General features: G+C 67.7%; 12 protein-coding genes. 7 read left to right on the forward strand and 5 right to left on the reverse strand.

The features are described from left to right. Positions 1-10 precede the first annotated feature (10 nt). From NFL01S_RS01220 to ligD, 3 genes are all read left to right on the forward strand, one after another. Positions 11-397: a cold shock domain-containing protein gene (locus tag NFL01S_RS01220; protein WP_062970577.1), complete on the forward strand. Its 387-nt coding sequence runs from the start codon at positions 11-13 to the stop codon at positions 395-397. Positions 398-503: 106 nt separating this feature from the next. After that, on the forward strand, positions 504-1589 hold the full coding sequence (locus NFL01S_RS01225; RefSeq protein ID WP_218019589.1) for an ATP-dependent DNA ligase: 1086 nt from the start codon (positions 504-506) through the stop codon (positions 1587-1589). After that, positions 1586-2596 (forward strand): non-homologous end-joining DNA ligase, encoded by a 1011-nt coding sequence (gene ligD, locus NFL01S_RS01230; protein WP_062970579.1) that lies wholly within the window; start codon positions 1586-1588, stop codon positions 2594-2596. The genes NFL01S_RS01225 and ligD overlap by 4 nt, the downstream gene beginning before the upstream one ends. A 161-nt stretch (positions 2597-2757) precedes the next feature. On the opposite strand, the gene NFL01S_RS01235 is transcribed toward ligD, so the two are convergent. The 3 genes from NFL01S_RS01235 to NFL01S_RS01245 all read right to left on the reverse strand — a co-directional run bounded on the left by NFL01S_RS01235 (position 2758) and on the right by NFL01S_RS01245 (position 5529). After that, entirely contained in the window at positions 2758-3558 is an 801-nt protein-coding gene (locus NFL01S_RS01235; protein WP_062970581.1) for a hypothetical protein, read from the reverse strand. A 170-nt stretch (positions 3559-3728) separates the two neighbouring features. Continuing rightward, the gene (locus NFL01S_RS01240) at positions 3729-4394 is read right to left on the reverse strand and encodes a TetR/AcrR family transcriptional regulator (protein ID WP_062970583.1); all 666 of its coding nucleotides are present in this window, start codon (positions 4392-4394) and stop codon (positions 3729-3731) included. Beyond that, the gene (locus NFL01S_RS01245; protein WP_062970584.1) at positions 4384-5529 is read right to left on the reverse strand and encodes an acyl-CoA dehydrogenase family protein; all 1146 of its coding nucleotides are present in this window, start codon (positions 5527-5529) and stop codon (positions 4384-4386) included. The genes NFL01S_RS01240 and NFL01S_RS01245 overlap by 11 nt, the downstream gene beginning before the upstream one ends. Positions 5530-5726: 197 nt before the next feature. Between NFL01S_RS01245 and NFL01S_RS01250 the strand changes: the two genes are divergently transcribed. The 3 genes from NFL01S_RS01250 to NFL01S_RS01260 all read left to right on the forward strand — a co-directional run bounded on the left by NFL01S_RS01250 (position 5727) and on the right by NFL01S_RS01260 (position 9030). Continuing rightward, complete coding sequence (locus NFL01S_RS01250) at positions 5727-7157, forward strand: SDR family NAD(P)-dependent oxidoreductase (RefSeq protein ID WP_062970586.1); 1431 nt, start codon at positions 5727-5729, stop codon at positions 7155-7157. A gap of 40 nt (positions 7158-7197) precedes the next feature. After that, positions 7198-7584: a DUF2784 domain-containing protein gene (locus NFL01S_RS01255; protein ID WP_062970588.1), complete on the forward strand. Its 387-nt coding sequence runs from the start codon at positions 7198-7200 to the stop codon at positions 7582-7584. Positions 7585-7677: 93 nt separating this feature from the next. Further along, complete coding sequence (locus tag NFL01S_RS01260) at positions 7678-9030, forward strand: CoA transferase (RefSeq protein ID WP_084492308.1); 1353 nt, start codon at positions 7678-7680, stop codon at positions 9028-9030. Positions 9031-9560: 530 nt separating this feature from the next. On the opposite strand, the gene NFL01S_RS01265 is transcribed toward NFL01S_RS01260, so the two are convergent. Together NFL01S_RS01265 and NFL01S_RS01270 are read right to left on the reverse strand one after the other, a co-directional pair. Continuing rightward, the gene (locus NFL01S_RS01265) at positions 9561-9893 is read right to left on the reverse strand and encodes a hypothetical protein (RefSeq protein ID WP_062971258.1); all 333 of its coding nucleotides are present in this window, start codon (positions 9891-9893) and stop codon (positions 9561-9563) included. 56 nt (positions 9894-9949) lie between these two features. After that, positions 9950-10921, reverse strand: coding sequence for a GlxA family transcriptional regulator (locus tag NFL01S_RS01270; protein WP_062970590.1), 972 nt, complete (start codon positions 10919-10921; stop codon positions 9950-9952). 690 nt (positions 10922-11611) lie between these two features. Here NFL01S_RS01270 and NFL01S_RS01275 point away from each other — a divergent pair. After that, positions 11612-13009, forward strand: coding sequence for a cytochrome P450 (locus tag NFL01S_RS01275; protein ID WP_168433854.1), 1398 nt, complete (start codon positions 11612-11614; stop codon positions 13007-13009). The last annotated feature ends 21 nt before the right edge of the window (positions 13010-13030 follow it).

The following is a 13030-nucleotide window of genomic DNA, read 5'->3' on the forward strand; positions in this document are numbered from 1 at the left end:
CGAGGAGCGTGTGGTGGCCAGCGGGAAATTGGTGTCGTTCGACGGATCGCGGGGATTCGGTTTCATCCGGCCCGAAGACGGTGGTCCCGATGTATTCGTCCACGTCAACGATATCGGCCTCGGTGAGGACGAACTGCGTCAGGGACGGATCTTCGAATTCGAGGTCACCGAGGGAGACCGCGGGCCGAAGGCGGTGAACCTCCGGTCGCCGCGGCTGGCCGGGTCTCGTCCCGAACCGACTGCCGGTGGCGAGTCCCGGCTCACGGCTGCCGAATACACCCGGCTGGTCACCGAACTGTTGCTCGACGCCTCCCCGGCGCTCACCGCCGGGGAGATCGTCGTGATCCGCGAACGGCTCACCGATTTCGCCGGAGATCAGGGCTGGATCACGGACTGACGCGCGGATCCGCCGACTTGTCGGCGTGAACTCCTATGCTCGGGGGCGATGAATCGGCGTCGGTCGCGACGTCGATTCGGGTGAGGATCGACCCCAGGAGGACCGCGTGGATCTACCGGTGATGCCGCCCGTCCGGCCCATGCTGGCCAAAACCGCGCCCGAGATCCCACCCGGTCCCGGGCTCAGCTATGAACCCAAATGGGACGGTTTCCGCTGTGTGGTTTTCCGCGACGGCGACGAGATCGAACTCGGATCCCGTAACGACCGGCCGCTGACGAGGTATTTTCCCGAGGTCGCCGAACTGTTGAAGGCGGTGTTGCCCCAGCGGTGCGTGGTGGACGGGGAAATCGTCGTCGTCACCGAGCACGGGCTCGATTTCGACGTTCTGCAGCAGCGTCTGCATCCGGCGGCGTCGCGGGTCGCCAAGCTCGCCGCCGAAACACCCGCGAGTTTCGTCGCGTTCGACCTGGTCGCGCTCGGCGACCGTGACCTCAGCGCCGCGCCGTTCACCGAGCGGCGGGCTCTGCTCGAATCGATCCTCGACACCGCGCCGGGCCGGGTTCACCTCACCCCGCTCACCGGTGATCCGGCCCTGGCTCGGGACTGGTTCACGCGGTTCGAGGGCGCCGGTTTCGACGGGGTGATGGTGAAGGCCGACGACCAGCCGTATCAGCAGAACAAACGCGTGATGCTGAAGGTCAAGCACGAGCGCACCGCCGACTGTGTGGTCGCCGGATTCCGCTGGCACAAGGACGGCGCGGGCGTCGGATCGCTGCTGCTCGGTCTCTTCGACGACCGGGGCGGTCTGCATCACGTGGGTGTTGCCAGTAGTTTCACCGCCGCCCGCCGCGAGGAACTGGTCGGCGAGCTCGCGCCGTATCGGGAGAACGCGCTGGACAACCACCCGTGGCGCGACTGGGCCGATGCCGCGGCGCAGGCCGCATCCGGTGGTTCGATGCCGGGCGGGATCAGCCGGTGGAGTGGCGGTAAGGACCTGTCCTGGGAACCGTTGCGTACCGAACTGGTGGCGGAGGTCCGGTACGAACATGTGCAGTCCGGCCGCTTCCGGCACGGCGGCCGACTGGTCCGTTTCCGCGCCGACCGCACCCCGGAATCGTGCACCTACGCTCAGCTCGAGGAAGTGCCGCCTGCCGAACTGCACGAAATCTTCGGAACCCCGGTGGCGAAATGAGCGAATCCGTCGATATCGAGGTCGCAGGGCGGGTGCTGACCGTCAGCAACCCCGGCAAGGTCTATTTCTCCCGCCGCGGCGAGACCAAATTCGATCTGGTGCGCTACTACCAGAGCGTCGCCGAGGCATTCCTGCGCGTGAACGGCGGCCGCCCGCTGCTGCTGGAGCGCTATCCCGACGGGGCGTCGGGAAAATCGTGGTTCCAGAAGCGGGTGCCGAAATCGGCGCCGGACTGGCTGCACACCGTCGAAGTGTCCACGCCGAACGGCACGACCAGCGACGCACTGGTAGCCCACGATATGGCGCATGTGCTGTGGGCGGTGAACCAGGGCTGCCTGGGCTTCCATGTCTGGCCCAATCGGGCCGCGGAGTTGGGTATCGCCGACGAACTCCGGATCGATCTCGATCCCTCTCCCGGAATCGGCTTCGACCAGCTGCGCGCCGCGGCACTGCGTACCCGTGAACTGTGTACCGAACTAGGTATCGAGACGTGGGTGAAAACCTCGGGGTCCCGCGGGCTGCACCTGTACATCGCGCTGGAACCGCGCTGGGACGGCTACCAGGTGCGCGCCGCCGCCGTGGCGCTGGCGCGGGAACTCGAGCGCCGGTATCCGGACGAGATCACCGCCCACTGGTGGAAAGAGGAACGAGGCCGGCGGGTTTTCGTGGACTACAACCAGAATGCCCCGCACAAAACCGTTTTCGGGGCATGGTGTGTCCGGCCGAAGGTGGGCGCGCAGGTATCGACCCCGCTGCGCTGGTCCGAACTGGATACCGTGGTGCCCGACGAGCTGACGATCGCGACCGTTCCGGCGCGGCTGGCCGAAGCGGGCGATCCATGGGCGGATCGCCCGCCGCAATCCATCGAACCACTGCTGGAGTGGTCCGAACGTGATCTGGCGGGCGGGCTCATGGACGCCCCGTGGCCGCCGCAGTACCCGAAGATGCCGAACGAACCACCCCGGGTCCAGCCCAGCCGTGCCCGCAAACCGGATCCGGCCGGTTAGCCTCGCGCCCCGCCGATCCGCAGGCCTTCGCCGGGCACGTCACCGGCAGGTCCCGCCCCGAGCACGTGACCGGCACGTCCGCGCCATCGCCTTATCAGCGGTAGTTCGTTTCCGCCCGGACGGATTCGGCGCGTGCCGGCAGCGTCCGTCACGGGCTCGATTCAGGAGACCCATAACGCCCAGGTGCCCTCCTCGCAGACCAGTGCCTGCCCGGCGGCGGTCCGGGCAGTAGCGCCCGCGCCGGCAGTGCAGTCCCCGCCTTCGTCCCGTATCGCCGCGGCGACCCGGTACGGCCCGGACCACTGATATCCGGTGACAGACCCCGTGCCGGCCAGGCACAGCAAGATGGTGCCGTCGGCGGCCGCCCCGATCAGGGCGGGCTCCGGGCAGGCCGTGTCCTTTTCGGCGGCCACCGGTGCCGCGATCTCGGGCGCGGCCCGGGTGACCGGCGGCGCGCTGGGCACCGGCGGCACACTGGGTGGAGCCGGAACGGAGACGGCGGTGGCACTTTCCACGGCGCCCTCGGCAGAAACGCCTGCGGCGGCACCGGAACCAGCGGATACCCCCAGCACATCGCCGACGCGGGAGTACAGGTCCGAGACCTGGTCCCGGGGCAGCACGACGAACGCCACCACCGATGCCGCTTCCACCGCGCCGAGCACGAACGCGGCGAAGGCCATGAGCCGGCCATGCGGATAGGTGAACGAGATCAGCCCGAAAACGAGGGCGACCGGGAAGAGCAGAACCAGGGCCGCTACCAGCGCGACCACGGCGTACGGGTTCACGACCGGCCGGTCGGTGGCAACGGGTGAATCGTCGGGGTAGTCGAGATCCTCGGGGTCCTCGTACGGTTCCGGGGGCGGTTCCGGCCGCCGCCGGCCCGCCCGCGTGGGTGGGCCGGCACCACGATCCCGCGGTACCTCCGGCCAGCGCTGCTCGCCCCAGCGCTGCGTGTATGCCATGCGCGATCCCTTCGAACTGCTGCCGGAGGAACCCGGAGCAGTCGATCCGCCCGGCAGTGCGCCAAGAATAAGCGGGATCGGGCCGGCCGTTGCAGGAAACGAGGGTTGCCCAGATCACAGATGTCCATCCGACACGCCGTGGTTTTCCATAACGAGACCCGTCGCGGCGGTCAGTTCTCCTCGTTCACTCGCGGGAGGGAATCGGTGACGAGTGTGCTGAGGACATCGACGAGCAGGACGTGCACCTGGTCGCGGGTCATCGTGCCACGGGTGAGCCATTCGCGACCGGCGACTTTCACCATCCCGCCGTAGGCCCGGACCATCGCCCGGCGCGGCTCCGCCGCCTTGTCTCCGGAGAGGCCGATCATCAACAGCAGCCGCTGGGCCGCCGCATCGTCGGCGGCGTCCAGAATCTGCTGCACCTCCGGATCGTCACCGACCCCTTCGTGACTGGTGACCTTCACCCAGGTGCTGCCGTGCTCGGAAATCGTATCGAGGAGCCAGCGGACGCTGGCGTCGATCCGTTCGTCGGCGGTGCCCGCCGGAACGCGGAGATCGTCGGGCCGGGGCAGGGTAACCATCCGGCGCACCACTGCGAGGTACAGGTCTCGCTTGTTGCCGAAGTAGTGGTTGATCAGCCCCCGGGCCACCCCGGCGCGCTGCGCGAGTTCAGCGGTGGATACCGCGGCGTAGGGCCGCTCCCCGAACATCTCGATCGCCTTGGCCAGGATCTGGGCCCGGCGTTCGTCGGGTTCGAGGCGGCGCCGCCGCACGGGCGCCCCGGCCCCGTTCGTGGCCGGGGCGGGGACGGGGCCGGCATCGAGGTCAGAGTCCACGGGCGATGAGATCCTTCATCACCTCATTGCTGCCCGCGAGAATCCGTAGCACCCGGGCACCGGTGTAGAGCTGGGAGATCGGGTATTCGGTCATGTATCCGTAGCCGCCGAACAGCTGCAGGCAGCGGTCCACGACGATGCCGAGCTGATCGGTGGACCAGTACTTGGACATGGCCGCGGTCTGGATATCGAGCTCACCCTTCAGATGCCGGGTGAGGCAGTCGTCGAGGAACACCCGGTTGGTGCGGGCGATGGTCGCACATTCGGCCAGTTCGAACCGGGTGTTCTGCATGGCGAACAGCGGTTTGCCGAATGCTTCGCGACCCTTCGTGTATTCCACGGTGAGCTCGACCGCGCGTTCCATCATCGCCACCGCCATGATCGCGGTGACCAGCCGCTCCTGGGCCAGCAACTGCATCATCTGGTAGAAGCCCTGGCCTTCGACCCCGCCCAGTAGGTTCGCCGCCGGAACGCGCAGGCCGTCGAAGAACAGCTCCGCGGTGTCCTGCCCCTTCCCGCCGATCTTGGACAGGATCCGGCCCCGGGTGAAACCGGGGGTATCGTCGCTCACCTCGGCAAACAGCAGGGAGACTCCTGCCGCACCCTTTTCCGGGTCGGTTTTGGCGGCGATGATGATGCCGTCGCACAGCCAGCCGTTGGAGATGAAGATCTTCGAGCCGGTGATCACGTATTCGTCGCCCTCGCGCACCGCGCGGGTCTTGATCGCCTGCAGATCCGAACCGGTGCCCGGTTCTGTCATCCCGATGGACAGCACCATATCGCCGTTGCAGGCCTTGGGCAGGACGCGCTTCTTGAGCTCGTCCGAACCGAATTCGGCCAGGTACGGCGCGATGATCGAACTGTGCACCGGGATGCCGAGCGCGCCGTCGCCCGCGCGCACCTGCTCTTCGATGATGGCCGCCTCGTGGGCGAAGGTGCCGCCACCGCCACCGAATTCCTCGGCGACCGCGGGGCAGAGCAGGCCCAGCTCGCCGGCCCGCCGGTACAGCTCCCGATCCGGGTGGCCTTGTTCGATGAACCGCTCCTCATGCGGCACCACTTCCTTTTCGAAGTAGGTGCGGGCGAGTTCCCGTACCGCCTCGACCTCGTCATCGCTCCACGCGGGGCGTGCCATATCCGCATCCTCCGGTTCGTGATCATCAGCTCGGCACGGTGAGGTGCCGGATCGTCCGGGACGACTTTCCCGCACTATTGGCGTGTTGTCAACGAGTGGGTGGCGAGGGCGTCCACGCCCGGTCGCAGGCCTGCTCCCCCGCCTTGCCACAATGGTGGGCACGCTTTCCCAGCTCACGAAGGACATCCCCCGCACCGATGGCCGCGACCAGCATCGATCCGAACGACCTCACCACCTGCCTGCGCGTACTCGAACAAGCAGGCCGGCTGGACCCCGGCCACCCGGACTCGGTCACCGTCCAGCGCGCCGTCGGCGGCATGTTCAAAGAGCTCAAACGACAGCGCCGCATCGCCGCCCGCCAGGCCAAACTCGCCGCCGATCGCGCGGTAGTAGCCGCCACGGCCACCGGATCGCCGAATCGGATCGACGACGAAACGGCCGGCATCCCGATCAGCTCGGCCACCTCCGGCGCATCGGCCGGAACCCTGCTGCGGGCACGCGGCTGCTACATCTGTAAGGAGAAGTACACCCGCGTCGACGCCTTTTATCACCAGTTGTGCCCGGACTGCGCCGCTTCGAGCCACGCACGCCGCGACGCCCGCACGGATCTGTCCGGTCGCCGCGCACTGCTGACCGGCGGCCGCGCCAAGATCGGTATGTACATCGCGCTGCGGCTGCTGCGCGATGGCGCGCACACCACCGTCACCACCCGGTTCCCCAACGATGCGATCCGCCGATTCGCCGCCCAGCCCGACAGCGCCGACTGGCTGCACCGACTCCGGATCGTCGGGATCGATCTGCGTGATCCCGCCCAGGTCGTGGCGCTCGCCGACGATGTGGCGGCCCAGGGGCCGCTCGATATCCTCGTCAACAACGCCGCGCAGACCGTACGTCGCTCCCCCGGCGCCTACAGTGCCCTGGCCGCCGCCGAATCCGATCCGCTGCCTGCCGGCGAACTCCCCGAAACGGTGACCTTCGGCCAGACCACCCGCGCGCATCCGACCGCCCTCACCGCCTCGCTCACGCCCGGCCTCACCGGCGCCGATGTGGCCGAGCTGGCGCTGGTGGCCGGTTCTGCCACGCCGGACCGGATCGCCGGTGGGATCGCCATCGACGCCGGCGGCCTGGTACCCGATCTGGCACACACCAACAGCTGGGTGCATACGGTCGGCGAGGTGGATCCCACCGAACTGCTCGAAGTGCAGCTGTGCAATTCGGTGGCCCCGTTCATCCTGGTGTCGAGGCTGCGCCCGGCGCTGGCCGCGTCGGGGGCCCGCCGTAAGTATGTGGTGAACGTGTCGGCCATGGAGGGCCAGTTCTCCCGAGGCTACAAGGGGCCGGGGCATCCGCACACCAATATGGCCAAGGCGGCGCTGAACATGCTGACCCGCACCAGCGCCGGGGAGATGTTCGAAGCCGACCGGATCCTCATGACCGCGGTGGACACCGGCTGGATCACCGACGAACGGCCGCACTACACGAAGGTCCGGCTGGCGGACGAGGGATTCCACGCCCCTCTGGATCTGGTGGACGGTGCAGCCAGGGTCTACGACCCCATCGTCCGTGGCGAAGCCGGCGAAGATCTCTACGGCTGCTTCCTGAAGGACTACCGGCCCTCACCCTGGTGAATCCGGCGCAGCACTCACGATCAGGACATACCCTGGAAGGGTGTGGTACCGGCTGCTCGCCGATCTGACCGCCGCCGTGCATGTGCTGTTCATCGGCTACGTGGTGGCGGGAGGTTTTGTTGCCTGGCGGCTGCCGCGCACGATCTGGCTGCACGGCGTTGCCGCGGCCTGGGGTTTCGGCACGGTCCTGATCGGTTACGACTGCCCCCTGACCTATGCCGAGAACTGGGCACGTAAGCGGGCGGGGATGCAGGGACTTCCCCCGGAGGGGTTCATCGACTACTACCTGACCGGCGTCATCTATCCGGAGAGCATGCTCGCCGAGGTGCGCATACTGGTCGCGATCTGCGTGCTGGTGTCGTGGGCCGGCTGGTGGTGGCGGGTCCGGCACCAGCCGGGAAGCTCCACTGCGCGCACCCTCGTCTGAACTGTGCGGCCCCGGGTGACGGTGTGATGAAAATCGCTGTGCCCACCGGTAACCCGTGGATCGCCCGCACCGAACGCCAGTACGCTCGGAGCAGTGGATGTGGGAGCACGGCTGGTCCGTGATTACGAGGACGGCGCGGGCGTCGCCGTGTCGGCGCCGGTGGACTGGCCCGACCCCGGGCGTTACCTCGCCGCCACCCTGCCGGTGTGGGGGTTGGCCGCCGGTTCCGTACAGGCCTTCGTCGCGGCGGCCGACCGCTATCGCAAGACCGCAGCGACCGCACCGATCCGGCACCGCCTCGACCCGGAGCGGATCGCCGCATCGTTCACCAGTGATCGGCTGCTACGGATCGACGGTGCCCCCGTCGCCGGATTCGCCGATCTGTCCGGTTTCTTCCCCACCTTCGACGGCTGGGTGCGCACGCATGCGAACTACCCGCATCACCGCGCCCGCCTGCTGGCCGCGCTCGAGTTACCTGCCGACGCGCCCGTAGAACAGGCCGAATCGCAGATCGCGGTGATCCGCGCCGCGGACCTCGAGGAACTGGCCGCGGCCCGCGGCGCGATCGCGGTGCAGGTACGTGACGAGGCACAGTGGCGGGCCCATCCGCACTCGGGTTCGGCCGCGGCCGGTCCGCTCGTCGCTGTCGCGGAACGGCCGGACCGGCGGCGCTACACGCTGCCGGTATCCGGCACCCCGTATCAGCCGCTACAGGGGGTACGGGTGCTCGATCTGACCCGGGTGATCGCGGGCCCCGTGGCCACCCGGGCGCTGGCGCTGCTCGGCGCCGAAGTCCTGCGGGTGGACCCGCCCACACTCCCCGAGATCCCGTGGCAGTTCACCGATACCGGGCAGGGCAAATCGTCGGCTCTGCTGGATCTGCGGACGGCGGGCACCCGCTGGGAGAGCCTGCTGGACAGCGCTGATGTTCTGGTGACGGGTTACCGGCCCGGAGCGCTCGAAGGGCTGGGCCTGGCCGGCCGGCCGGGGCTGATTCACGCCCGCGTGAGCGCGTGGGGGTTCACCGGCCCCTGGGCGGGCCGGCGCGGCTTCGACAGTATCGTGCAGGCCGCCACTGGAATCGCGGTGATCGAGGGCGCTTCCGCAGTCCCCGGCGCCCTACCCGCCCAGGCCCTCGACCATGCTTCCGGTTATCTGCTCGCCGCCGGCATCATCGACGCGCTCGCCGCGCGCACCGGAGACGGTTTCGGCCGGGACGTCCGGGTCTCACTGGCCCGCACCGCTACCTGGCTGCTGTCCGAACGCGGCCGGACCCCCGGCCATCCCGCCCCCGCGGTACCCGGCCCACGCAACACCGTGACACACGGACGGACCGTCACCGCCGCACCCGTGCTCGCCGAATTTCCCGATTATCCGTTCCCGGCCCGCGGTTACGGTCGCGCCGAACCCCGCTGGACCGACACACCGGTCCGCGAACAGCGATGATCCTGGCCCCTTGGACGAAGACAGCACCGCACCACTGTCGCCCGGGCGTATCCACCGAGTCCCGGGAACCGGCTGCCCGGACGGTCGCCGGCAACGCGTTGCGCGGGCGCTCACGAGCAGTCTGCCGAGACCGGGCTCCGGTCGCGGGGACCCGCCGACCTCTCACGGCCGCTGTTACCGGCAGAGTCGCCGGCGCCGGGTGACCTGCAGTTCGATGTCCGTCGACGAACTGCCCGCGGTTACATTTTCGTTCCTGCGCGGGTCCGGCGGGCACGCCGAGGCCTGTGTCCGAACTCCAGGCGACACACCGGCCGCCCGCCACCACTTCTCCTCGCACAACCCTCTACCGCAGCCGACGACGACTGCGCCTGACAACGTATCTCCCCTCCCCCTACCGGTCCCGGGCGGGCCGCAGCGGCCCCGACTGCCAGGGCCCTCCTCCGACCCCCGCGGAACCCACCACCCGCGTGGCGCGGGAAGGTCGCGGCGGGCGAGGGCAGCCGGCTCACACCGGTGCGGGGGCGTCGAGGTCAGAGTCCGGTGGACAGCTGCACCACGACCTTCTCCTGGGTGATCTCCCGGACCGTCAAATCCAGGCCCTGCGCGGATTCGGTCGAGCCCATCGGCACGGTGACATCCTGACCCGCGACCTTCAGTGTCACCACATTGCCTTCTACCGCGGCAAGTTCCGCGTCCACGCCGAGAACGCTGATCTTCGCGTCCACACCGCGGTCGAAGGTCACGGTGCAGCCTTGGACATCACACTCGCTGGTCGCACCCGCGCCGGTGGCGGTACAGGCGGAAACTCCCAGTGACAAGCTGGCCACGAACCCGGCTACGGCAATCAGCCGTCGAACATACATGCGGTCAGTGTAGGGAGGAATCGCGGCGCCGCCACCCATAAGCGGTGCTCCGGGCCTCACAGACCACCATGGGCCCGGAGTTGCGCCGGTGACAGGCCACGGCGTCGGCGGATGAGCGCACGCAGGGCGCCGGCGTTCACGTAGCCGACCTCACGGGCTACTCCTTCGACCGTGAGACCGGTTGTCCGCAGGAGGCGGGTGGCCCGGTCGAGCCGGATATCGTCGGCGAAATCCTTGGGCGACATCCCGAGTGCCGCGCGAGTGGCGCGCTGCAGGCTGCGTTCGGTGACGCCCAGTTCCCGCGCCGCGGCCGAGATCAGGAACTGCTCCGAAATATGCTCGCGCACCCAGCGTTCGTACGCGACGATCAGCGGGTTACCCCGGGCAACCACTTCGGGGATGACGTACGGCGCCTGGCTGGTGCGGCCTTCGAAGGCCAGATACCGCCGAGCCTGCTCCGCCAGTTCCGGGCTGGTGCGGTATATCAGTGACAGCGCCATATCCACATGGGACAGCGAGGCACCGGCCGTGGTGAGGCCGTCACCATGGCAGACGATGCTCCGCTCGTCCAGATCCACGCCCGGATAACGCCGGCGAAAATTCGCCCCGAGCCACCAACTGGTCGTCGCCGGCGCCCCGTCGAGTACGCCGGCTTCGGCCAGGAAAAACGTCCCGGTACAGGCTGCTGCGAGATGGACACCCTGTTCACGTGCGCTACGGATCCGGTCGAGGAGCCATGCGTTACCGGGGTCGGAGACGAGTGCGACCAGCGGCTCGGGCTCGAGAACATTCACCGCGGCCACCGCGAGGGCATCGAACGACGTCGACACCTCGCTCACGGGGATGGTATGCACGGTGTTTCCGCTACCCGACCGCACGGAACTACCGAGTGAGATCGTATGCACGTTCCACGCCGCCGGTGGATGGTCGAGTTCACTGCGCAGGACGTTCGCAGTACTGAACGCCCCGTGGAGGGCGCCCAAACCGAGTTCGCCCACGCCGTCCACGACGAAAATGCCCACATCCACGCTGGCAGGATACGGATATTGAAACGTCCCATGAAAACCGATCGGTCTTTTGCGCCGCCGAAGCATCCGGGGGCCTGTCGCAAACGGATCGAATCTTGTCGCTTCCGCCCCTCCGATCGGGTTGCCCCACACAGTAACCTCAAGGTGGCAACGGTGCCGTCGCGTCCGGCGACCGCACCGTCGTTCGTATGAACACGGGAGATCGAGGTGAACCGCCGGATATGAGCATTGCGCGACCCGCGAGCCGGGCGCGTGAACGAGGCCCACGGCGCACCTGCCCCGCACCGCACACTCCTCCGAGCAACCGGCCGGACACCGCGGCCGCAGAACCGCCCTCGGGGCTTTCGAATGCGCATTCGCCGATCGCGTCGTGAATACCCCCGGGATCTACGTGTACGAAGATATGGTTGCGGCGCTGCGGGGTACGCCGCAACTTTATCTTCGTACACACCGATCCCGGAACCACGAGATCGACACCGACGCGCGTGTGGACAGCCGCAAAAGCAGCAGGTGCCGCGAACTGCCGGCGAGACCCCTTGCCCGGCTTTTTCCTCAACGAGACGTAAGAACACGCTGTGTGTAATTCGTCTGCCGGGTAAGCAGGCATACCGTTGACGCTGCCGCATGATTCGGCGCCATATCCCTCGATATGGGGCAGCTGCATACCACCCCTTGCGGCAGGAGAACACGTTGACGCTTCATCGCTGGCTCGCGCCCATCGCCTTCCTCGGCAGTTGCGCCGCACTGCAATCATGGAACTCATACCGGCGACCGTGGCGAGTTCCGCACGAATACCAGGCCGGTCCGCTGTACCTCGAAGGGGTGGACACTGTCCCGATTCTCGGATACGCCACCCGACTACGCGATTTCGCCACCCGTCCGGTCGAGATGATCGACCGCGCGGCACGCCGACACGGTGAAGTGGTGACGATCCGCATACCTGGACAGTACGACCTCACGTACCTCAATCATCCCGACGGCTACGCTACGGTCCTCTCACTGCCCACCGATCACGGCTCGGTGGGCCCGGTCCTCGGATTGGTCCCGACCGTGGGATTCTGGTATCCGCGCCAAGGACGCGATCCCGATTCCCTGCAGGAACTCGGAATAGCCGGAAAAAGAATTCTTGCCGGTTTCCTGTCGCCGGACCGCGCCGCTGCGGTGAGTGCGATGATTCCGCCGATCCTCGACGCGCATATGCGCGGATGGCCGCCGGTGATCGACTTGTCGGCGCGCCTATATCCAGCCGTGTACGAAATAGCGGGACGCTATTTTACGGGCGACGCATTCTGGGATCGATACGGTGCCCAACTCGTTCCGTTGCTCCGCTCGATCGCGAATGGGATCGACGTTCCCCGCGCTGCACTCGCTGCCACCCCCTTCTACCGCCTCATGCCGGAGTACCGCGCCACTGGAAAGCTCGAGGCGCTCCTCGCCCGCGCACTGCGCGAAATGCCCGGTGCACCGATCGTCCGGGCAATTCGCGACGGTGGAGTCGCCGAGGCCGATGTGCCCTGGATGATGATGTACGTTCTGTGGAACGCGGTGACCTATCCCGGCAGTTACACCCTGTGGACTCTGGTCGATGTTCTCGCCGATCCTCGTGTGCGCCGAGCGGTCACCGAGGCGCCTGATCCCGAGGAATATCTGGGTTGGTGTGCGTGGGAAACCATACGGCTCAATCCCGTCTCTGCGCTCATCCGCTGGCTGAAGAAACCACTCACTTACACCGCATCGGACGGCACTCCCTATTACATTCCGGAAAATACGATCGTCGGCGCGTTCCCCTATCTGCTCAACCGAGACCCGGAGAGGTGGCCCGAACCCGAAAGCTACCTGCCGGAGCGATTCCGCGGCCTGCCCTCGCCACGCACAGCACTGTTCGGCACCGGTCCGTTCGGGTGTGTAGCGGGTGAATTCTCCCGCAGGCTGATCGCGGGCGTGGTCGGCCATATTCTGGAGGCCCGGTCAGTAGAGCTCACCACACCCCCGCCGGACAAGGTGTGCCGCGTTCATCTCACCTACCCCTCCGGTCCTCTACCCGCCCGAGTTGGGCCCGCAGCGGAGCGGGCACTGAATACGGTGTGACGATACAGAGATATCGTTCCG

This window comes from Nocardia flavorosea NBRC 108225, from assembly GCF_001613385.1.
Taxonomy (GTDB): Bacteria; Actinomycetota; Actinomycetes; order Mycobacteriales; family Mycobacteriaceae; genus Nocardia; species Nocardia flavorosea.

What these genes read in the sequence shown, in the direction of transcription:
- ligD (WP_062970579.1), top strand. Translation starts at nt 1,586, where the DNA reads ATGAGCGAATCCGTCGATATCGAGGTCGCAGGGCGGGTGCTGACCGTC.
- NFL01S_RS01235 (WP_062970581.1), bottom strand. Translation starts at nt 3,558, where the DNA reads ATGGCATACACGCAGCGCTGGGGCGAGCAGCGCTGGCCGGAGGTACCG.
- NFL01S_RS01245 (WP_062970584.1), bottom strand. Translation starts at nt 5,529, where the DNA reads ATGGCACGCCCCGCGTGGAGCGATGACGAGGTCGAGGCGGTACGGGAA.
- NFL01S_RS01250 (WP_062970586.1), top strand. Translation starts at nt 5,727, where the DNA reads ATGGCCGCGACCAGCATCGATCCGAACGACCTCACCACCTGCCTGCGC.
- NFL01S_RS01265 (WP_062971258.1), bottom strand. Translation starts at nt 9,893, where the DNA reads ATGTATGTTCGACGGCTGATTGCCGTAGCCGGGTTCGTGGCCAGCTTG.